At 54.3% G+C, this 21052-nt stretch carries 18 protein-coding genes, 1 tRNA gene and 1 pseudogene; 9 read left to right on the top strand and 11 right to left on the bottom strand.

Features of this window, described 5'->3' with window-relative positions:
• Positions 1–103: 103 nt before the first annotated feature.
• Both FJ146_08255 and FJ146_08260 read left to right on the top strand, forming a co-directional pair.
• On the top strand, positions 104–1564 hold the full coding sequence (locus tag FJ146_08255) for a hypothetical protein (protein ID MBM4251950.1): 1461 nt from the start codon (positions 104–106) through the stop codon (positions 1562–1564).
• 108 nt (positions 1565–1672) lie between these two features.
• Positions 1673–2515: a hypothetical protein gene (locus tag FJ146_08260; protein ID MBM4251951.1), complete on the top strand. Its 843-nt coding sequence runs from the start codon at positions 1673–1675 to the stop codon at positions 2513–2515.
• Here the strand turns inward: FJ146_08260 and FJ146_08265 are convergent, their stop codons facing one another.
• The 4 genes from FJ146_08265 to FJ146_08280 all read right to left on the bottom strand — a co-directional run bounded on the left by FJ146_08265 (position 2516) and on the right by FJ146_08280 (position 6348).
• Positions 2516–3376, bottom strand: coding sequence for a hypothetical protein (locus tag FJ146_08265; GenBank protein MBM4251952.1), 861 nt, complete (start codon positions 3374–3376; stop codon positions 2516–2518).
• Between the two features lie 5 nt (positions 3377–3381).
• Positions 3382–4653: a hypothetical protein gene (locus FJ146_08270; GenBank protein MBM4251953.1), complete on the bottom strand. Its 1272-nt coding sequence runs from the start codon at positions 4651–4653 to the stop codon at positions 3382–3384.
• A gap of 62 nt (positions 4654–4715) precedes the next feature.
• Complete coding sequence (locus tag FJ146_08275) at positions 4716–5462, bottom strand: hypothetical protein (protein MBM4251954.1); 747 nt, start codon at positions 5460–5462, stop codon at positions 4716–4718.
• Positions 5434–6348: a hypothetical protein gene (locus tag FJ146_08280; GenBank protein MBM4251955.1), complete on the bottom strand. Its 915-nt coding sequence runs from the start codon at positions 6346–6348 to the stop codon at positions 5434–5436. The genes FJ146_08275 and FJ146_08280 overlap by 29 nt, the downstream gene beginning before the upstream one ends.
• Before the next feature lie 260 nt (positions 6349–6608).
• On the opposite strand from FJ146_08280, the gene FJ146_08285 reads away from it, so the two are divergent.
• From FJ146_08285 to FJ146_08300, 4 genes and pseudogenes are all read left to right on the top strand, one after another.
• Complete coding sequence (locus tag FJ146_08285; protein ID MBM4251956.1) at positions 6609–8099, top strand: hypothetical protein; 1491 nt, start codon at positions 6609–6611, stop codon at positions 8097–8099.
• A gap of 104 nt (positions 8100–8203) precedes the next feature.
• Positions 8204–9796 (top strand): phosphoglycerate dehydrogenase, encoded by a 1593-nt coding sequence (locus FJ146_08290; GenBank protein ID MBM4251957.1) that lies wholly within the window; start codon positions 8204–8206, stop codon positions 9794–9796.
• The gene (locus tag FJ146_08295; GenBank protein MBM4251958.1) at positions 9796–10191 is read left to right on the top strand and encodes a nucleotidyltransferase domain-containing protein; all 396 of its coding nucleotides are present in this window, start codon (positions 9796–9798) and stop codon (positions 10189–10191) included. Before FJ146_08290 ends, FJ146_08295 begins: the two co-directional genes overlap by 1 nt.
• A pseudogene (locus FJ146_08300) lies at positions 10179–10580 on the top strand (DUF86 domain-containing protein). The gene FJ146_08295 and the pseudogene FJ146_08300 overlap by 13 nt, the downstream one beginning before the upstream one ends.
• 9 nt (positions 10581–10589) lie before the next feature.
• Here the strand turns inward: FJ146_08300 and FJ146_08305 are convergent.
• A tRNA-Arg gene (locus FJ146_08305) sits at positions 10590–10666 on the bottom strand.
• A gap of 11 nt (positions 10667–10677) precedes the next feature.
• Positions 10678–11781: a hypothetical protein gene (locus tag FJ146_08310; protein ID MBM4251959.1), complete on the bottom strand. Its 1104-nt coding sequence runs from the start codon at positions 11779–11781 to the stop codon at positions 10678–10680.
• Between the two features lie 52 nt (positions 11782–11833).
• Between FJ146_08310 and FJ146_08315 the strand changes: the two genes are divergently transcribed.
• On the top strand, positions 11834–12709 hold the full coding sequence (locus tag FJ146_08315; protein MBM4251960.1) for a hypothetical protein: 876 nt from the start codon (positions 11834–11836) through the stop codon (positions 12707–12709).
• Between the two features lie 4 nt (positions 12710–12713).
• Here the strand turns inward: FJ146_08315 and FJ146_08320 are convergent, their stop codons facing one another.
• Complete coding sequence (locus FJ146_08320) at positions 12714–13793, bottom strand: serine/threonine protein kinase (GenBank protein MBM4251961.1); 1080 nt, start codon at positions 13791–13793, stop codon at positions 12714–12716.
• 117 nt (positions 13794–13910) lie between these two features.
• Between FJ146_08320 and FJ146_08325 the strand changes: the two genes are divergently transcribed.
• Complete coding sequence (locus FJ146_08325) at positions 13911–15935, top strand: glycoside hydrolase family 1 protein (GenBank protein MBM4251962.1); 2025 nt, start codon at positions 13911–13913, stop codon at positions 15933–15935.
• A gap of 18 nt (positions 15936–15953) precedes the next feature.
• Here the strand turns inward: FJ146_08325 and FJ146_08330 are convergent, their stop codons facing one another.
• The 4 genes from FJ146_08330 to FJ146_08345 all read right to left on the bottom strand — a co-directional run bounded on the left by FJ146_08330 (position 15954) and on the right by FJ146_08345 (position 20299).
• Positions 15954–16304, bottom strand: a complete 351-nt coding sequence (locus tag FJ146_08330; GenBank protein MBM4251963.1) for a hypothetical protein — start codon at positions 16302–16304, stop codon at positions 15954–15956.
• Between the two features lie 23 nt (positions 16305–16327).
• The gene (locus FJ146_08335; GenBank protein ID MBM4251964.1) at positions 16328–18361 is read right to left on the bottom strand and encodes a M3 family metallopeptidase; all 2034 of its coding nucleotides are present in this window, start codon (positions 18359–18361) and stop codon (positions 16328–16330) included.
• 76 nt (positions 18362–18437) lie between these two features.
• Positions 18438–19244, bottom strand: coding sequence for a hypothetical protein (locus FJ146_08340; protein ID MBM4251965.1), 807 nt, complete (start codon positions 19242–19244; stop codon positions 18438–18440).
• 128 nt (positions 19245–19372) lie between these two features.
• Entirely contained in the window at positions 19373–20299 is a 927-nt protein-coding gene (locus tag FJ146_08345) for a branched-chain amino acid transaminase (protein ID MBM4251966.1), read from the bottom strand.
• A gap of 96 nt (positions 20300–20395) precedes the next feature.
• Here FJ146_08345 and FJ146_08350 point away from each other — a divergent pair, with 96 nt between their 5' ends.
• Positions 20396–21052, top strand: a complete 657-nt coding sequence (locus tag FJ146_08350; protein MBM4251967.1) for an HAD-IA family hydrolase — start codon at positions 20396–20398, stop codon at positions 21050–21052.

Consider the following 21052-nt stretch of genomic DNA (forward strand, 5'->3'; position numbering starts at 1 on the left):
TAATGTCAAGTTTCAATTTGCAATAAAATCGTTATTGTTACTTTATCATAAAGATATGTGATTACAGCGAAAATATTAGAGTGGGAGTCTCATGAGGTCAAGGATGATAGCTGGCCGTAGCATGAGTCGGTTGCGAGTGGCGGTGCCGCTCGTCCTGCTAGTAGTAATTCTCATGCGGCTGGTATGGCTGCAACTGCGGCATTATCCGTTGCAGTACAGCGTCCGAGGGCTGGCCGTCAGTGAGGTCGTCAAGGCCCTAAGTGGTCGCGATTGTTTGGGTAGTCGACAACTCGTTTACACCGCAACACCGATTCTTGCCGTGTCTCCCGACATCATGGAGCGGGAGCGCATACGGCCCATTCGTAGCCTTGCCCTGAAGGAGGTGCTCGCCCCTTTGGGCTATGATGCGGTGGTCTACGGTGTGTGTCGCTGGGGTCAGCAGGTGGACGCTCACTTGCTGAGTGTAAATAAGATTCTATTAGTTAGTACTATATTCTTAGCAACATTAATGACACGATTTATATGCAGCTCGTGGACGGTTGCGTTGGTTGTTGCCGGAATGTTGCTAAGCCGTGGGCGGCTGCAGTCGTCTATAGGCACCCTAAGTCCCGATTATCTGGCTATGTTTGGATTTACGCTGTGGCTGACAGCGCTGGCACATTTTCTGCGGACTGGAGCGATCATAACTGCCCTGGTTGCCGTGGCGGCAGCCACTCTGGCCATGGTAGCCGATCGCAGTCTCATCAGTTTGTTCTTATGTTTTCCCCTCGTGCTCATCATGGGCTTTCTTTTCAGGCGCCAGATCGCAAGACCGGTAGTAAAGCGCCTACGCGTAGTGAGCCGGCGCCAGCGGATTTTACGCGGTCTCGATCGGCGTGGGAGTTCCAATTGGTCCGAGATTGCCGAACACGGTGCTTTTTTTAGTCGCGCGACGCGGTCACTTCGGTGGTTTCTCGGTCTTGAGTTTCCGCCAGTTCAGCCCCCTGGCTGGCGCCTGAACTTTAAGGCGGGCGGGCTCTTTCGGACGCTCTCCATACCGTTTCTTCTGTGGGCCTATTGGCGAAGGCGCTGGCTGCGGTGGACTTGGATTTGGCTAGCCTCAGGGACGCTGATAGGCGGCGTCTTGTTGTTAGCAGTCGGGTTGCTGCTTGGCACTGAGAGCATCAGGCAACTCGAGGGCATGGCCGGCAAAGGGGCAGCTGGTCAGCTCGAAGCTGTCGTCTGGTGGTGGCACGGTCTCAGCTTTCTGGACACCCATTTGGCAGCCAGCTTGTTGGTTTTGATCGTGTGCGCTACGGTTTCTCCAGCGGCTGGACTGCCTAGTTTCTTCGAGTGGAGCTGGCTCAATTTGGTCACGCTCGTGATCGTAGCCACGGCAGGATTCATGAGTGACTTGTTCGACTTTCAATTACTCGAGGGGCTCTTTGCCTATGGTGATGCCGAGCCCTGGCTACTCGGACTTGAGCCGCGTGGTGTCAGCTTCTGGGTGGAGCCTGCCGTGCTCAGTTTTGGTGTGGCTGGGATCTATAATTTGCTCAAGGCTGCTGATAGTCAGATTGCCTAAAGTACCGAAATTGGGGAATAATTTAATTTAGCCGCAGCGTCCGTCGCGGGGCGGTAGGAGCGGAGCTCCGGAGTCAGATTAGCAACAACTGTGGACTGGGGGTGAGGGGTGAAGCGGCTTCAGCTAGTGCTAATTTTGTTGCTCTTAGGCTGCGAACATAAAGCGGCCAAAGCCACTGAGCCGGTGCTTGCCGGTGCTGAGACGCCGCAAGCTGAGGGTGCAGGTGCAGATCGGGCGATCAAAGCGCCGCCGCGTGCAGGTGGGGATCAAGACACCAAGTCGGTGGTCGACGCCAACTGCGTGCAGGTCCCGAAGTTGCCGAGCCAACCACCGGTGATCTTGACTGGCAAGAGTCTGGTTCTCACGAAAATCTTGAAGCCTTGTGTGACCCCAGCTGGCGAGCGCGGCGTGGAGCGCAGTTCGCCTTACTTGGCCATGGGCTTTCCCTGCACCGGAGGTAGCGGTCGCATAGAAATTAAGGGGCACTACAATAATCCAAACTTGATCGTGTTTGTACTTGGTACAGATTGTACGATGTCACCCTCTACGCGCGAGATAGCTCAGAGTACGATTGCTCAGGCTTATGAGTTGCCTGCGACTATGAAGCTTGCGGCCTACACGCCTTTTGTCGTGCAGTACTGGGAGGTAGCTGGAGTTAGCGACGCTGATGTTGGCTATGTGATCGAACTCAGAAAAGCCCCGGCAGTTGAAGGACTTTGGCGTCGTTTTCAGCAAAACGAGAAGATTCAGGTGCGTCTTTACGGCCGTGAGAATACCTGGGCACAAGGAGACAACTTTTACGCCGTTGAGGGAACGCTCAAAATGACCGGGCGGACGGCTTTTCAGCTTGAAGTCACTAAAGTTAAATCTTTGAGTAAAGATGAAGTGGCTCAGGTAAGAACCCGCTGCGAAGCCTTGCGTCCTAAGCGTAATTGTACCGAAGTATTTTGATTATTTGCCGACTCTGGCGCCCCCCGATAGCACGCCTTCATCCCGCGGTGGTGGTGAGCCTATAGGAGTGGGTATCCCTTTCGGCGGACCCTGTGGGCGGGTAGGGCCGAAGGCCCGTCCAGAGTTCACCATGCGCCGTTGCAGGCGCTCTAAAGCGGCCCTGAGTTGCCGATCATCCGGATCTAGCTCAAGGGCTCTTATCCACGACTTTTCGGCAAGTGGCTGGTTGTGCATGCGCAAGAGTAAGGTGCCCTTCATTTTATTCAACTGAGGACTATTGGCGTAAAAGGTTAAGAGGCTATTTACTTCGACGAGCGCTAGCTCATATTGCCGTCTTTTGAACAGTTCCTTTATTTTTGCCAGTCCCAACGTGTAGCTCGGAGCTTGTTTAGGACCATCAGCACTGCCAACCCCAAAGGCGGAGTCGACAAGTGCGGTATCTGTAGGGTGCTCTCGGTCAATACGAGGCATGTTGGCAAGCATTTCACGGTCGGTGCTGACGGGATTAGGTGTGTCTTTAGACTTTTTGCCGCTCAGGACATCTGGATCGGTAACGCCAATATCGGCGATGGGTACCTGGACATCGTAGTCATTGGCGGCACCAGGAATTTCGATACTGTACTCTTTATCACCGACGGCAGATTTAATAACGAATGATTCACCCGGACCGTCTTTACCAATTACAGGTGATTCCGCCACAAAGGGGTAAGCGATGGCTGTGTCGGTCTCGGGGTCGCCACCAAAGATGCTGTTTTTAGCAGCGCATGACGTCACTAAGTATAGTGACGAAACTGAGACAAGCAGGTGCGACGAGGCCACTCCCCAAAATCGTAACGTGCTACCTTTATGGTTAAAGTCCATCACGCCTACCAATTGGTCGAAAAGACGACATCGGCACCACGGCCGCCGTTGACTTTAGCAGTGGCTCCGTTGACATTGACCGATGCTGGCCGGATGTAGTTGCCATAGAACGATAGAGAGAATCGTCGTCCGAGAAAAAAGTCGATACCGACGCGGGCCGCAGGTGCGAGGTAGCCCGTGGCTACGAGTGTGCCTAGTCCCAAACCGAGCCCCGTCCGAATATCGTTATACGACTCGACCTGACCCACAAAAAGGTAAGAGAAAAAGGCATAAAGACCAATACCCGTACGGAATGCGTTTGGTTTCGGCGTCGTGGTTTCGGTAGTTGCGGTATCAGTGGTGGAGGTGCCTGAGGACGTGGCGGTTCCGACCAGTTTTGATGCCGCGTAGTTAATCGAAAGTAATAGCCCAACTTCGTTGTGACGATTATTAAACTTTTCCGTTGAGCGGATTTGCAGATTTAGCATGGCAGAATCAGCTGGTTTACCTGTGAGGTTTGGTATCGATGCGCCGCCTAAACCCAGCATCAAACGATATTCAGGTGTGTATTCATCCGTGATTTTTTTAGGCTCAACCTGGCTATAGTCCACAGCCATTTTTTGAAACCGTGATTTCAGAGTCTCGCTATTGTAGCTGCGCGCCCAGACTGTTTCTTTCGATTGAGAATTGAAAACATTAACAGCGAGTACCATGTGAGTCGTGTGGTACACGAGGATCACATCCATGAAATTTTCAATTCCAAGCGTCGTTGCGGCAGAATCGAGTTTGGCTAAGTTCGTCGCTGGTGACGAGATCATCAACTTGCCATCCACTAACGATGAGGTTTTGGTCTTACAGGGAATGCAGTCGATGACACGGACTTGGCTATTCTCGCGGATACGCTCAATGATCAGCGTTTCAATATATTCCTCGTAAGTCCTTGGGATAGCATTACTGACGCGTACTTTACGTATGGCGATGTTTGATAGACCTTTGATCTGACCTATCTTAACGTCATAACCAAACTCGGCTAGAAGCTCATCGAGTACGGCATGAAAGCGGCGTACAACTCGTGAATTCGTGGTAGGCGTTGTCTCTGACGGTGAGCGTTTTTTTTCATCGACATGGCCGCGAGATCCGGACTTCTGTGTCGCCGTCGCATCTATTTGAGCGCTCTCGTCGTCTTCTTCTCTATACTCGTTATCCTCAGCCGCAATTAACGGTAGAGCGGCAAATGAGAGTAGCAGCAGTAAGACCGCTGAAGTCCTTTGCACAAGTTTTAAGAGATCGATGCGCATCAGTGCTATCACCGTGGTTAAACCATTCCATACATTCGGTATCGGATTTGTTCACCGTATCTTTAGGGCGCTGCGGTAGAACCCGCCGGTTTGGCCATGATACTCGACGGTGTAGCCGTGTCTGGATTATAGTTGCCCATCGGTGGGCCTAACTGATCTAGGTCGCGACCAAAGTACTGTTTTGACATACCTACGTAGCGTTTATACAGGTAATCGTAATAGCGCGTCTTCCCGTCTAGAGCATCTAAACCGCGAGCGAATATCCAGAGCGTTTTCATATGTGCTAAAAAGGTGGGCGCGAGATCGGCGATCAGAGGCCCCCCCTTGTCCATCCGCTCATCAAGTCGCAAGGCCATTTGGTAGAAACAGAAATGAAAAATACGCGTCTGTGCTGCAGCTAGAGCGGTCACCTGTGGCGTCAACGTCATCATGTCGTGTTGATTTCCAGCCTGCTCACCAATTCTCTTCACCTGATCTATACAGCGGTATAGTTCCTCAGGTGTGGGCTGCGGAGTGGTATAAAGCAAGGCACGCGTGTGCCAGGCAGTAGGCTTACTGGGGTGCGGGTATCTTGATTTATCACTGTAGTCTGCGGAGTCAGCTCCATCCTCTTCATTACCGGTTTCTTCGCCCTCGTTGCTGGCATCGTCGTCGGAGCTTTCCAGTCTCGAGGGGTCGCTGGCGGCACCGGCTACGCGCTTGCGGGCGCAAGAATTGAAGCTGATTAGGGCGGCAACGAACACTGTCATCACAAGGGCTAGGGTCGTTACGGCGTGCGCTTTATTCCCAACCGGCGAAGCCGACGCCACCGTAGAAGAATACTTTGTCTTGCCCCGTCTGCAGGCCTGCGACCAAATTGCAGCCAAGCGCCCCAAAAAGGACCGCCATCTGCCTAAATTCGACCCAAACCCCTGGAGCATCGAATGCTACCCCTTTGACGCGAAAATCACTTTTAGCATCTCCCGCAACATCGCTACGTCCTTGCTTACTGACTGCAGCAACCCCTCCGCTAACGAGCCAGCCGCTCAGAATCGGTCGGCCGCGTTTGGTAGCTTGCGCAGAGGCCGTTCCTGCCTCGCTGCTACCCTCACTTGCGGGTGGGTCAATCTTGCCCACAGCTATCATCGGACCAAAGTAGGTCAAACCATAGCTGCCCGGGTGGCCCCTGTAAAAACCGCTGCCATTAAAGGGGGCTACGCGCAGTCCTAGCCAGAGATCGGGTGTTTTCTCGGGGCGCGCGGAGGCTTGTGCAGGGGAATCAGATTTTTGGGTCAATCGATAAGCACCGCCAAAGTGCATCGTGGGTTCGCTAGTATAGCCTTGACGTGATTCCAGGGTTGCCACAGCGCTGCCAACGACAGCGACCTCTAGGAAAAAGTTCCGCGCATGTGGCTTTTGTGTCTCATCATCGAGAGCCTTACTCAACTTGTCGCCGTAGGTTGGGGTAGCGACGGCTTCCTCCTTTTCATGGCTTTTACGTCGCCTCTGCATGCGTTTGTAGTCGCCCTCAAGGAGTTTATCGTGGTCGATGCGCGGCGCTGCGGCCGGAGGTGGAGAATCTAGCCTGTCGATAGAAATGGGTGCGGCTCGGATGTTTTCTGACTGGGCGCGCAATGGGTCTCCAGCAGCGCCAAAGCCACATATAAGTAAGCTAATGGCCTGAACGCTAACCGGACTTTTCCAGACGTTGATCATGACTTTACTCTAGCGCAGCTTCAGTCGGGCGGCGTGCAAAAATTTACCACTGGCCTGAAACCCTTGCCGGGCAAGAGTTGGCGGTGGGAAAAACATGCCCATTTTTTGTTGCCGAGGGCTTCGCTAGACTGGTTAATAGGAGACGCGCTTGATGCCCCTCACGTGCCTGCGTCACCATCTTTCATCAGCTTCTTTCATCATTATCTCTCTCTCTCTTTCTCTTCCATCCCTCCACGTCATCTCTTCAGAGGAATCCAGCCATGGGTGTACTCCGTATCAAAGACGGCCTCAATGAAGTGCTCATCAGAGATCCCTACGATCTCTTTACGGTTGATACACCGCAACCATCGCCGCGCCGCACGCGGGGCGAAATGCTCCGGGCGATCACCGTCGGACTCGTGTTTGCAACGGCGGTTGCAACCGTGGTTTTCTGGCAAATGCAACAGCGCGGCAGTGAGCGCACCGACGATCCGTTCGCCTATTTTGAAATCAAAGCCATCGGTGCGGACGGCCGCCCTGTGACTGGCGCTTCTGTGCGTAGTGGCAGTGAAGAACTCGGCGTTACCGATAGCTTTGGCGAGTGGCGGCGTTTTATGCGCGCACACCTCGGTGGTACCATGGTGCTCACGCTGACAAAAAAGACGGAGAATGGCACCCTCAAAGCGCTCAAGAATTTGGCGATACCGCTGCGCTTGCCGGCTAATGGTGAACTCGAACTGAAGTCACGCGTGCTCATGCGTGATGCCGGGGCAGCGAATGTAGTGGATAGTCGCGTGAGCGGGGACGAGCAACTGACAGCCGCGCAACCTCAAGGTCCACAGACTGCGGCCGCGCCTATAGAATCTACGGTCCAGCGCGAGACCGTTGCCAGCGCTCAACCATTAGCAAACGTGACGGCTGCGGCCGTTGCCGCGGGGACGTCGGCGCCAACGCCAGCAAGTGAAGTTCCGATAGTAGGCGATACTAGTTTCACTAGTGTTTGGGTGGCAACATCTGGTCAAGCTACAACGGCAACGCGGCAAGTCGCTGAAGCTATGCGGCAGCGTCTCCGTGAACTCGGTGTCACCCTCAATGCAGCTAGCCAATGGCAAATTAATCTCACGGATCTTGCCGTGCAAAATCCTTCGGGACAACCTAGCCACATCCTCAAAGTCGAGGGAAGGCTCACCGGTTCACGTGGGTCAGAGCGCCTATACTCATTCCTGCGCAATTACGATGATGCCCCCATGGCGACAGCAAGGGCGGCACTTTGGGAGAGTACCGTCCATATGTCGAAGCCCTACGCGATCGAGCGCCGCGGCGACACCTGGTATATTGGGTCTACGGGAACCAAGCTGTGGCAACTTAGCACAGGCCAGACCGTCTACAATAAATCAGGGCAGCCATTTGCCGTAGAGGGTGAGGGCACCGGTGCCATGCGTCTAGTGGCGACTGACCGTCGTCCCTGCGATAACGATAGCCGGTGTGTGGTCACCTCAGCTGGTATTGACCGCGCACCGCCCCATAGCGACTGGAATAGAGGGCGTCTCACTGTGCTCGGTGATGTAGTCCCCGGCTCCACCATCTACGTTGGTGGCTATGCCGTGCGTAAGGTTGAGGAAAGCACCTACGAATACTGGAGCAATCCCAAAGTCCCGGGCATCGTCACGGTTGAGCGCGAGGGCAAAGTGCTTCACAGGCTTAGGCTTGCAGGTCAACGTACTGGTATGGCGGTACTCAGTTTGCCTTCAGCGCCGTTATCCCGTCGTTGACAAATCCGGCCTCAGACTTGACATTGGGGTATCAGCGGTCGCCTCGCGCCCAGGTGTGCTAGCGGCCCCCACACCCCAACTATCCCATTGCCGCGGAAGTACCTATGTCGACGCACGTTTTGATCACCGGTCATTTGCACGAATCGGCTATCGCAGGGTTTAAGGCTAACAAAGACTTTCACGTGGTCTATGCACCTGACTGTGAGCGCTCTGAGCTACTGCGCATGGTGCCAAAGGCCCAGGTCCTCGTGACCCGTAGCGAAACCGACGTCGACCGTGAAGTGATTGAGCATGCACCCGAGCTTAAAGTGATCGCCCGCGCTGCCGTTGGTGTTGGCAATATCGATATCGATCTGGCGACGCAAAAGGGCATCCTAGTAATCAACTGCCCGGGCAAAAATACCAACTCCGCCGCTGAGCTGACGCTTGCACTAGCCTTGGCAATGCTCCGAAACGTGCCGCAGGCCCATCAGACGATGAAGAGCGGCGGCTGGGATCGTCACCGATTCACGGGGCGGGAGCTACGCGGCAAGCGCATAGGTATTGTCGGTCTCGGTAACGTCGGACACCGGGTGGCTCAGTTTGCCCGAGGCTTTGACATGGAGGTGTATGCCTACGACCCCTACATCGCACCGCAGGTCTTCGAGCGGCACCAAGCACGGCAGTTTAAGGATCTCGACGACATGCTGCGCGTCACCGACATCCTGACTGTGCATGTACCGCTCAATAAAGAGACAAAAGGCATGATCAAAGGTCCCCAACTGGACCTGATGCCCCGTGGCAGTTACGTGTTAAACGTCGCGCGCGGCGGTGTTATCGCCGAGAAGGATCTGGTCGCCCGTCTACAGAATGGCCAAATTGCGGGTGCCGGTATCGACACCTGGGAGAGTGAGCCTAAACCGCTGCCTGATCTGCTGCAAAGTGACAAAGTCTGGTGTTCCCCGCACATCGGTGCTTCAACTCTTGAGGCCCAGATTGCCATCGGTGATACGATCTTGCGCCAAGTTGAAAAGGCCGTCGCCGGTGGCGTCGTCGATTATCCAGTCAACCTGCCGCAAGTGGGTGTGATCGATAATCCGCTTCTCAACGCCTATGCCGTCCTTGCAGAGAAGCTGGGCTCACTCATTGGTCAGATCATCAGCTTTAATCCGAAGTCGGTCGAACTGAGCTACCGTGGTGACTTGGCGGCATTAGACCATTCGATCGTGCGCTTGAGTCTCATGAAGGGCTATGCCAGTAAGGTAGTGGATGGTTACGTGTCGTTCGTGAATGTGGAGACCCACATTGAGAAGATGGGCTTAACCATCACGGAATCCAAAGATCCTAACTTCCAAAGTTACAAGTCGGCCCTCAAAGTGCGATGCCGCGGCGCCGACGGTGCTGAACTCACGGTTGGTGGCGTGGTCTTTGACGATCGCTACTCACGTATCTCGCTCATCAACGACTTCTACTTTGAACTCGAGCCCACAGGCGACATCATCATTGTCGAGAATAACGATAGACCTGGCGTTATTGGCGACGTCGGTCATTTCCTTGCGTCCCGTGGTGTCAATATTGATAGCTTTGAGCTGAGCCGTAACCGTAAGGGTGGCCGCGCGATGGCTCTCGTGAGAATAGACTCACCGCTATCGCCCGATGGCGTGGCGGCTATGAATAAGATCAACAACGTGATCGCCGTGCACGAAGTAAATCTTTGATGGATCATCAAATCCGGAACAAGCTGATTAGTTATTTCGCTACCAAAGACGAAGTGAGGCTATTAGTTGTTTTTGGATCGGCGATCGATGGTCGCATGACAGCGGAGTCTGATATCGATTTAGCACTCGACCTAGGTCGTGCACTGACGATCGATGAAAAACTCGAGATTTCGCATGATCTCGGTAAGTTTTTAGGCCGTGACGTTGATATCGTGGACCTCAGCAAAGTGCGGGGTGCCATCCTAGAAGAGGTTGTGGTCAAGGGTGAACGGTTGATGCAGAGATCGCCCGAGGATTTTGCCAAGCTGCTGACGCGTATGTGGTATGACAAAGAGGACGACGGCCGTTTCCGGCAGCGCACTGTAGAAGCGAGGTTAGCAAGGTGGAAGCAGTAAACGAGCAACTACTTCGGGAAAAGGCTGACGTCGTGGCAAGAGCGTTGGCTCGCGTCAAAAGCAAGTGTCCGAAGACCCAGCAGGAACTTACAAGTGACGTTGATGCTCAGGATATCATAGTGCTTAATTTAGAGCGTGCTGTCCAAGCCTGCGTTGATGTCGCTAGTCATGTGATCGCCTATACACCGCTGCCCGTTGCATCGTCCATGGCTGATAGTTTTGTTAAACTGCATCAGGCAGGAGTCATTTCCAAAAGTGTCAGCGAGCGAATGGTAAAAGCTACGGGTTTACGTAATCTGCTCGTGCACGAATATCAGCGGATCGACTGGTCCATCGTTTGGCGCGTTCTGACCAAGCATATCACTGACCCGATTAATTTTGTTCAGGAAGTCATGAAGTGGCGCACCCAGAGCGACTCGAACGCCCGACCCTCAGGTTCGAAGCCTGATGCTCTATCCAACTGAGCTATGGGTGCCTTAAGCCGCCTTATTTATACAAGTCGCTGATCGCAAGCGCAAGACCAAGCCCATCGCCTTTGGGCAATTGAAGTAGCGCGGCATGTCTGTGCCACGGGCTGTCGAGGGTCAGCCTTTGTTTAAAAAAGAACGGTGTGTCTAAATCTGCGTAAGTGAAGGCTCCGGTGCCGCAGGCAATATGCAGCGAAAAGCCCATAGCGATCTCGCTCTCGAGCATGCCACCAATCATCAGGGGACAACCGCTTGAGACCGCAAGCTTAATGATTTGCAGGGCCTGTGACACTCCGGACTTCATGATCTTAATGTTGACGATAGGTTTTAAGCCAAGCTCAAGAATCGCGTGCAGATCAGCAACGGAGCGTACAGTTTCATCAACGCACAGCGGCACTCCGGTCAGCCTCGCCAGTTGACTAAGGCCTGAAAGGTCGCGCTCGGGTAATGGTTGCTCGCAAAATAGCACATTCATGCCAAGACGCTGCGCCACGTCGAGTATGGCGACCGCTGATGCGACGCTGCAGCCTTGATTACAGTCGAGTATGTAGCTGAGGCCCGCTGGAGCTAAAGCAACGAGAGCAGCCAACATGTCGCTGTCACCTCTGACATTGCCCGAGATCTTAACCTTTATGGTTGTAAAACCGTAGGGCTCGTACAGTTGCCAAAAGCCCTTAATTTCTTGTGGCGGCATGATGGGCATGGTGATGTCAGTGGATAATGTTTCGGTTCTCGAAGTGCCAAATAGACGCGCCAACGGTAAGGACTGCGCCTGAGCCTTGAGATCCCAAAGGGCGCACTCTACGCCCACCACGCCTGTGATCGACTTGGCGCTGTATGCTTTAAAATGGCGCTCTACAAATAACAGCGCCTCATCTACGCTCAAGCCGATGCACTGACCAAGTATGGTCTCTGCCGTCGCTTTGGCGCTTGCAATATCGTCGTAGGTCAATGAAGGGAACGGTGCGCATTCTCCATGCCCCCTATGACCAGTATCGGTTATGACCTCGCAAGTCACCACAGTGGCACTGGGGAGGCTCTCCTTCGAGATCGTAAAGGGTACGTGAATAGGAGACGTGCAGATGCGGAGCTTATAGGAGTTAACTCTCACTAACTGATCCACTTAATTGTTGGTAAGATGTTTTTTGACTCATCGCCCAAGGACCAAAAGTTAAGTGTACCACTTAATAGCCTTAATCTCCCTGCTAATGACGTTCCCAACGGCACAAGCCGAGCAAGCGCGGGGCCCTACCTTGCAGGTTGAATATGCTGACAGGGCGCCGTCTCATACCGATTACCGCTCAGTGCAGCGGACACGGGGACGGGTTTATGGCCTACTGCCAGTCATGACGGCCCCTGAAGGTAATAATCTGTACCTGGCTCTTGATTTTATGAGAGAAGTCCGTCGTCATCGCGCGGCAGACGGCCATGCCACGTCTGATGATTTAGTCGCGTCTGAGGGTTTACTCTACATGTATAAGTGGCGCGGCGAGTCATTCGTGCCATTACTTTGGGTGACGACTTTTCAAGCTCCGGGTGTGAAACGCGAGAGTAACCGCTTGGACCAGTTTGTCTTTGGTTTCACTTCGCGTCATCGCCTGCCCCTTTGGCCGCAGTACCGTGCCCGGACTACAGTTGGGTACCGACTGCGTTGGTATCCCTCGCACAAGAATTATTTGCTTTATGTCGGCGAGGAGATTTTCTCCGACACCTTTTGGCAGCTGCTCGTTAGTACGGCTGGGGGACGTTTAGACTTTTTTACGCCTGACCAAGACCTCTGGGCCTATCTAGGTTACGAAGGTGACGCTCGGGATTACTTCGGTCGCTGGTACGGTGACGAGGTTTGGCGGATAGGGGCGGCTATCACGGGTTATGGCGGCATACGTAAGCGTCTTGCAGGGATTCTTTACGGTGCCTTTGATGTCGGTTTTCAGAGCGAAAAAATACGACACAACACACCGGATAACGAACTCCGTCTTAGTTATCAGACGCACTACACACCTTGGGTGCGCGTCGCTATTGAGACTTGGGTGGACGTTAAAGTGCCGTAAGTGCTCACCAACTATATGTCGAAGTATTGGCAAGCAAATCTAGTTGTTCTCTGAGATCCCGCAGTTGACCTTGCCAGTAGCTCGGTGTGCCAAATTGCGGAAAGGCGCGCGGGAACGCAGGGTCTTGCCATCGCCTGCCGATCCAAGCACTGAAGTGGACGAATCGGAGGGCACGCAGCGCCTCGATAAGTCGCAAGCTCTGGTGGTCAAAATCCCGCATACTGCAGTAGCCGTCGAGCAGGATTGACAACTGTCGCTTCGCATAGGAGTCGCGACCGGGAATCAGCAACCAAATATCTTGCACTGCAGGCCCCATCACCATGTCGTCGAAGTCGACAAAAAAGAGTTGTTCACGCCCCTGGAGTAGGTTGCCGAGGTGACAATCACCGTGGATGCGATGGATGGCCGTTGTAGCAAACCAAGGCGTGGCGATGGCGCAGATGGATCTCACCGTCTCGGCGTAGGCAGAGCTTAGTTCCTGCGGGATGATCTTGTCGTCAAGGAGTTGCTGCAGATTGTTTATACCGTAAGTCGTCGGCGACAAGACGATGCGGTGCGGTGCCAGTTTGGTGGCTCCGACATTGTGGATCCGTGCGAGTAGACGCCCTACCTGAGTTAGCTGGTCGTCGCTTAGCTCGTCCGGAGATCTGCCCCCGACTTTGGCAAAGACGGCATAGTAAATATCAGCGTCCTTGAGCTTGTGTAGCGTGTCGCCATCAACAAACTGCCTAGGGGCCACGACTGGTATCTCTAGGTCGGCGAGATCAGCCAGAAAAGTGTGCTCATCACGGATCTGTGCCTCACTCCAACGGCCAGGGCGATAAAACTTAGCGATCAGAAAGCGCTCTGACGGGCTGGCCGGAGTGTGATCAAGCTCAATCTCTAGTTCATAGACGCGGTTCTCCATGCTATTGAGAGCCATGGCGCGGCCGGTGCATCGCAGGCCAGTGGACGACTCTACGGCGTCGAGAATGCGGTCCGGTGTGAGTTGATAAAAATACTGGGTGTGTGCATCGCCCCAAGCTGATTTTGTTTGGTTAGCTGCGCCCTTATCCTGGGTAGTGGGTTGTCGGGATTGGGGCATGAGTGAGCGTCCTTGTAACTCTAGGGCTAAGCTTGCGCGAGCCCTCAAACTTGTGGCTGTCGGAGCTGGCGGCTAGAATGAGTGCAGGCCTCCAGGCTCCCCCAACATAGCAAGAGCATGACTATGAGAAAAATGACAATCTTCGCCGTGATCCTACAACTGTCCGTCATGGCGGGGGGGCTTGGCTGTAAACATGGGCGCGACAGAGGCGACGGCAGCTCCGCACTGCTAGGTGCCCAAGGAGTTGTCCAATTTGGCAGTCAATCTCAGTTTTTCTTTGGTCTGGCCACGGCACCAGCCCACGTCGAGGATCAGCTAGACGACAGCTGGCTAGCCTTTGCGCGCAGTGGACGCGTCGCGGCCTGGCAAAATCAGGCACAGCCAGACCGGCGCCTCGATTTTTGGTCCAATCCGGCTATGGAAATTGACCTGGCAGCTGCCACAGGAGTGGAGGTTTTTCGCCTCGGTGTGGACTGGGGGCGGCTCGTTCCCCGCCATGGTGACAAGATCGATGCAGCATCACTCGAGCGTTATCATGACATCGTTGCCATGATTCGAGCCAAAAAGATGCGGGTGATGCTCACCCTTTTTCATCATAGCCTGCCGCCTTGGGCCATCGAAATGGGAGGTTGGGGCAAGCCCGAGGTGCGTGACGCTTTTGTCGCATTCGGCAAGGCTATGGTCGATGAGTTCGGTCCCAGTGTCGACTACTGGGTGACCTTTAACGAACCGTCTGTATTCGCCTTATTGTCTAATGTTGCGGGTATTTGGCCTGGTGGTAAACCAAACCCTATGGCGATTCTACCGCTCCCAGGGGCTCTCAAGGGCGCTTATTTTAAAGCGATCGACAATATGACGGCGAGTCACCGAGAGTTGTATGACCACATCCATAGCGTTGGTGCCAAGGCCGCGCGTCGTCCGATCGTTGGTATTGCCCAGCACATTGGGCATCATGTGGCGGCTGGCAAACTCGATATTGCTTCGGCCACCTTTGCTCGCCAAACCGTCAATTACGGTTTCCTGGATGCTGTCATCTCTCATGTGGACTTTATCGGCCTCAATTACTACGGCGCCGAGATTGTTAAGGGTAGTGGAACCGTGGTGGATCCCAGATTTGAATATAGCGAGTCTGGACGCGTTATAGATCCGCAAGGCATGTATTTGACACTGAGTAAGATCCATCAGCGCTACAATGTCGATTTCGTCAATCGCCCTGCAGGTAAAGTATTGCCACTGATCATTACGGAAAATGGCATCTCCGATGCATCGGACATCCTGCGACCAGCGTACCTCACGGAACATCTGCGCGCCATTAAGGCCGTGATGGACGACGGTGTGCCTGTGCTCGGGTATATATTTTGGACTATTTCGGATAACTGGGAGTGGGCGGACGGCTACTGTCCTAAGTTTGGTTTAGTAGCTGTGGATCGAGCGGCTAATTTAAAGCGCACCAAGAGGCCGTCGTTTGATCTATTTACCTCTATCGTAAAGCGTGGTGGATTTAGTAGTGGCGACGCTGACGCAGCTTGGCAGCTCGTCAAAGATCATGTAGGAAAGCCGCGACCCTTCTGCCGTAGTACTGATGGCATTACCTCTATGAATGAGCCGTACGACCGCTTGGTCGTTGATCGGGACTGGCGCTTTTCTAAGGATAAACCTCTAAGTCAAGAAGACGGCGGTCCGTATGAGCCTTGGGATCCCGATATCGATGCGACACTAAAGCCCGTAAAGAGCACCTTTAAACAGGTAGGTACAGGATTTAAATCGCTGCTGAGCTCTATCCGCAACTTTTCCTGGCTGGGAATCAAGGCCGAGGACTCTGAGGGTGTAACCTTTGAGCTGCCACTTGACACTAATGTCGTTTGCGAAACGCCGCTAGGCTCATCGACGTTGATCGTATCGTTTCCGCATGCGTTCAAGGTGCAAGACATGCGCGAGGTGAACGGCGCATGGATATCACTCACTCAGGGTATAGACGTCTACCTGCGCAGGGATAAGCTGGAAAGAGTTGCAGTTGAGCGTGTTTACCTTGGCGAGTCGACCTTTAATATTGAAGGGACAGTAGGTAGTGAGGCGATCAAAAAGACCGTGAACCTCGCGGCACCTCAACCATGGTCGAGGTGCTCGAGTCGTGAGGACTAAACACGGAGAGCAGGGTGATTAGCCTTCGATCTTTTCGATGATGAGATCGATCAGACCTTCGGGAGCGTTGAAGAACTCCCGCATGTTGTAGGTCTCAACGAACCACTGCCCGATACTGTCCTTCTCACCCTTTTTGGCCTTGGCGACGATCTTGTCGTAGGTCGAGGTGAGTTCCACTAAGCGCCGGGTCACCCCGGCCGAGGCCGGCTCATTAGCAGGATACTTTTCTCTCAAATAACGTAGCACCAGATAGACGACCACAGGGTCGCATTTGTCCGCGACATTGAAGGCGTCAGCAGACGTAAGGGTGCCATTTTCTAGACCGGCTAGGAGCCTTAGGCTCTCGCGTTTTTCCTGTTCAAAGCTCATTGTCGGCCTCCGTTAAGGGTGACTCAAATTAGTTGTGATCGTCGCAGTAAAGCATCTGGATCCGGGGCTCTGCCGCGGAACGCTTTGTACAGTGTCATAGGGTGGTCGCTGCCGCCGCGCTCAAGAATGTGACGACGGAAAAGGTCGGCTATCTCACGATCAAAGACGCCGCGCTCCTCGAACAGTTCAAAGGCGTCAGCATCTAAAACCTCAGCCCACTTATAGCCGTAGTAACCAGCAGCGTAGCCACCGGCAAAAATGTGCTCAAAGGCCGACGATATATTGGTCCCTTGAATGTTGGGTAATAAATCCGTGGGTGCCACTGCCGCGCGCTCAAAAGTTGCGACATCGACATCGCCTTCCGGTGGATCAGCGTGCCAAGCCATGTCAAGGTAACCAAATCGTAGCTGCCGCATCATCAAATAGGCTGCGTGGAAATTTTCGCCGTCGATAATCTTTTGCACCATCTCAGGCGGTAGCAGCTCTCCGGTCTCGTAGTGCGTCGCGAACAGAGCGAGACCGTCTTTATGCCGGGCCCAATTTTCGAGGATTTGCGACGGTAGTTCGACAAAATCTCTGTAAACGTTGGTGCAAGCTAAACTGCGATACTCGCAATCCGACAGCAGCGAATGGAGTGCATGACCAAACTCGTGAAAAAGTGTGGTCACCTCCTGAAACGTCAGTAGTGATGGTTTAGTCGGCGTTGGTTTAGTGAAATTGCAGACGATACTAACGTGCGGACGGTGATTGATCTCGCCGGACTTAAACTGTGATTTAAAGCGCGTGCACCAGGCGCCACCGCTCTTTGTGCTGCGCGGAAAGAAATCGGTGTAAAAGAGTCCCATGTACGCACCGGTGTCGCGACGTCGTACCTCGTATACTTGGACGTCTTCGGCATAGACCGGTAGGTCCGTCACTGCACTAAACTCGAGGTCGAACAGGCGGCGCGCGTGTTCAAAGGCGCCGGCAAGTACGCGCTCTAGTTGAAAGTAGGGACGAGTCTCTTCGGCGTTGAGTTGAAATTTCTCTTCCTTGAGTTTAGCCGACCAATAGGCGTAATCCCAAGGTTGCAATTCCTCTTGGCAGCCTTTAGAGAGCATGAAAGCGCGAAGTTCCTGCATCTCACGGTCGGCGGCGGGTTTGGTCTTGCCAAGGAGTCGAGCGAGGAAGGTGCGGACGTTTTCTGGGCTCTCGGCCATCCGCTCCTCGGTCTGAAAGTGCGCGTGCGATTTGTAGCCCAGAAGTTTAGCCCGCTCACGACGTAGGGTGGCAATGCGTTTTAGCACAGCTTGATTATCATGGTCACCGCCGTAAGCTCGGGCATTAAACGCATACCAAATCGTGCGGCGTAGCTCGCGGTTAGCAGCATACTTAAGTAAAGGCAAGACACTGGGCGCGTGCAGCGTGAAAAGCCAAGCTCCTACCTGACCCTTTTCAACCGCTGCTGCCGCTGCGGCCTCCAGCGCTGAGTCTGGTAGGCCTGCGAGCTCAGTACGGTCAGTGATCACTAAAGTATAGGCATTGGTCGCCTTAAGCACATGCTCGGAGAATTTGGGGCCAAGGATTGAGAGCTCCTCGTCAAGCGCACGCAGTTTATCTTTATCGGCAGGACTGAGCATGGCTCCATTGCGACGGAAGCTGCGATAAGTCTTCTCGGCTAAAGTTTTTTGCTCAGTCGTCAGAGTCGACGGCAAGTGACGAAAGGCTGTCTCGACGCGTTGAAACAAAGCGCTGTCCAGATTGATGTCGCTCTCCAACTTGATCAACCGAGGCATGACTTGCGGAGCCAATGCCTGCATGGCCGCGTCGCCATGAGCTGATCGCAAATTTGAGTACACGTACGCAATGTCAAAGACCTTGGCCGTTGCAGCTTCAAGTGCGACAAAAGTGTTAGCGAAATTGGGGGTAGCAGTATCCGCCTTGATCGCATCGAGGCATTTCTTAGCCTCGATGATGGCATTATCCAAGGCCGGTAGATAATGGTCGACCTTGATATCGCCAAACGGAACAGCCCCGTGTCTTAAGCTAGAGGGCTGCAGTAGTGGGTTGGTGGACATGCGCAGTCACCCTATAAGAGTCGAAAACATTCCTAAGACTCTAGAGACCATCACCGCCGGTGTCAAAGCGAAAGGCTCAGCGATTGGCGGGATTTCCCTGGTTTCCCTGAAGTTGCAAAGGGGCGGGCCCGCGTAAATTGAGGCAGCAGCAGAGTCGGCCTACAACGGGTGTGCTCGCGAGCACGGGTGTGGCGGAGCATTCGCTGCCAAATTCGAGCTGCTGACTATCGGCAAACACTGTCCAGCCTCGGATGCAAGCTGCACCGACCGCAGCACGGCTGCATACGGCGCCGCACGTTTGACTCCCGCTAGCCTCCGCGTGAACTGTGACAAATTTAGCTCCGGGGCCGGGACTGGCAAGGCAGGCGCCAGTGGATGCCCGTAACATCTCCTGGTCGATCCCAGTACCTGAGCTGACTCCTGCAGTCGTGCCAGACGCTGCCGCTGGTGCTGTGACGCTGCTCGTTACTTGGGCAGGAGTGGGTGCTGGCGCAGTCTCAGCTGGCGGCGTTTCTGCCGTCGCCAAATCGAACTTCTGCCTCCGGTAGACGCGGTCGTGAGTCGCATCGCGCACCTGCAGGTATACTAGGTTGTTGGGATTGCTGAGCGTCACCATGTCGTTTTCCGATGCCATGATTTTCAAGTGGAAGACACCGTCTGTCAGATCCATCTTGTAAAAATTGTACGGCGGTAAAGGCAGTGGGGTGGCGTCGGCCTCGGTTTTAAAAAAGTTTAGCTGAAGATCAACGGGACCAGTGACGGCCTTGCCCTGGTCATCTAGGAGGCGCCCCGAGAATGGCAAGATGCGACCACCGGCAGCAGTCGCGATCGCCGACTGTAGCCAGATGAAAAGCATCGTTACCATTGCTAGCCTGATTTTCATCAGGGTCTTACCTCCAGGTGCGCCTTGGCGCAGTAGCGAGTCTTACCAGACTCGTCTAACTGGCGTTTCGGACCAGGACGCTAAGGACTTTAGGACCCAACGTGCCGCAAGCTTTGGTAAATTGACAATTAAACAAAACTGAGCCAGTGACTAAAGTCACTTAGCTCACCCTTCACTGCTGCCTCGTAGCTGGACGCCAGGCGCAAAGTTACCGGTCCCGGCAGGCCGGATCCGATGGGGCGGCCGTCTATACTGGTGACCGGAGTCACCTCGGCAGCCGTGCCAGTAAAAAAGACCTCGTCGGCCTCGTAGAGGCGGTTACGTGTCAATGGTTGTTCGCTGACACTCAGACCCAGGCTGCGCGCCAGGGTGATGATCGCATCCCGCGTGATGCCTGGCAGAATGGCGCCAGGGAGCGGTGTTAGCAGAGAACCGTTTTCCACAATGAAGATGTTTTCGCCCGAGCCCTCAGCCACATAGCCCTGCTGATCGAGCAAAATTGCCTCGTCATATCCGGCTAAAGCCGCCTCGCGGCGCGCCATAATCGAATTTAAGTAGTTGCCCGAGAGTTTAGCCCATGGCAGTGAACTCGAAACCTCTGGCCGGCGAAAGCTGGCGATACAGGTCTTGATACCCTTCTGCAGACCCTGCTCACCCAGATACTTGCCCCACTGCCAGGTGGCAATCGCTACGTGCACGTGCGGCGTTTTAGGCAGTTTCAGACCCCGGGTCTCGTGACCGATATAGGACAAGGGTCTGATATAACAAGATTTAAACCCATTGGCGCGGATCACATCGGCCGCCGCTTCCGTCAGGGCGCCGTTGCTATAAGCTAGCTCCGAGCCAAAGATCTTAGTGGAGCGACGAAAGCGCTCCATATGCTCCTCGGCGCGGAAGATAGCGGTACGACCAGAGGTGGTCTCGTAGGCGCGAATACCCTCGAACGCTGCAGACCCGTAATGCAGGCTGTGCGACAGCACATGGACCTTGGCGGCATCAAATGGAACCAGCTCGCCATCCATCCAAATAACCTTGCTATCGGCGCCGTCAGCCATATGATGCAGTCTCCTCTAGAGGTCTTCTTGCCGTGTATGGCGCCCAATCTAGACGACACCGAGGCCTCATGCCAGAGAAATTAGGGGGAACCCAAGATGCGTGCAGTAATATTTGATTTCGACGGACTGATCGTTGACACGGAGACGGCAGCCTTTGAGGCATGGTCGGCGATCTACCGTGAGCATGGGGCCGAGCTCCTCCTAAAGGATTGGGTCGGCTGTGTCGGTGCTGCCGACATGCCGTTTGATGCTGTGGCTCACCTGGCCAAACTGATCGGGCGCCCCTTAGACAAGACGAAGCTGATGGCCGAGAAGGAAGCACGCAAGGCTGCCGTCTGCAACAGTCTCCCGCCACTTCCTGGAGTTGTGGAACGTATGGCGGAAGCGGAGGCCATGGGCCTGCCAATAGCCGTGGCATCCAGCTCAGCAGCAGATTGGGTGCACGGGCACCTAGACCGTCTGGGGCTGCGTTCACTGCTTAAGTTGACGCGCACCCGCGGTGATGTGGCGCGCGGTAAGCCGCATCCAGATCTCTTTATCAGTGCAGCAGCTGGCCTTGGGGTGGACCCAAGCTCATGTGTGGTATTTGAGGATTCTGCCAACGGTCTTAGAGCTGCCAAGTCCGCAGGAGCCCGCTGCTTCATCGTCCCTAATCGCATCACCGCAGGTAGCGATTTTGCCGCCGCCGATGGGATCTTCGCGTCGCTCGCCTTGGTGAGCCTCCGCGCCTTAGGTGGCGGTCAAGTCGGCTGA

This window comes from Deltaproteobacteria bacterium (assembly GCA_016874735.1).
In the GTDB taxonomy this organism is placed as follows: Bacteria; Bdellovibrionota_B; Oligoflexia; order Oligoflexales; family CAIYRB01; genus CAIYRB01.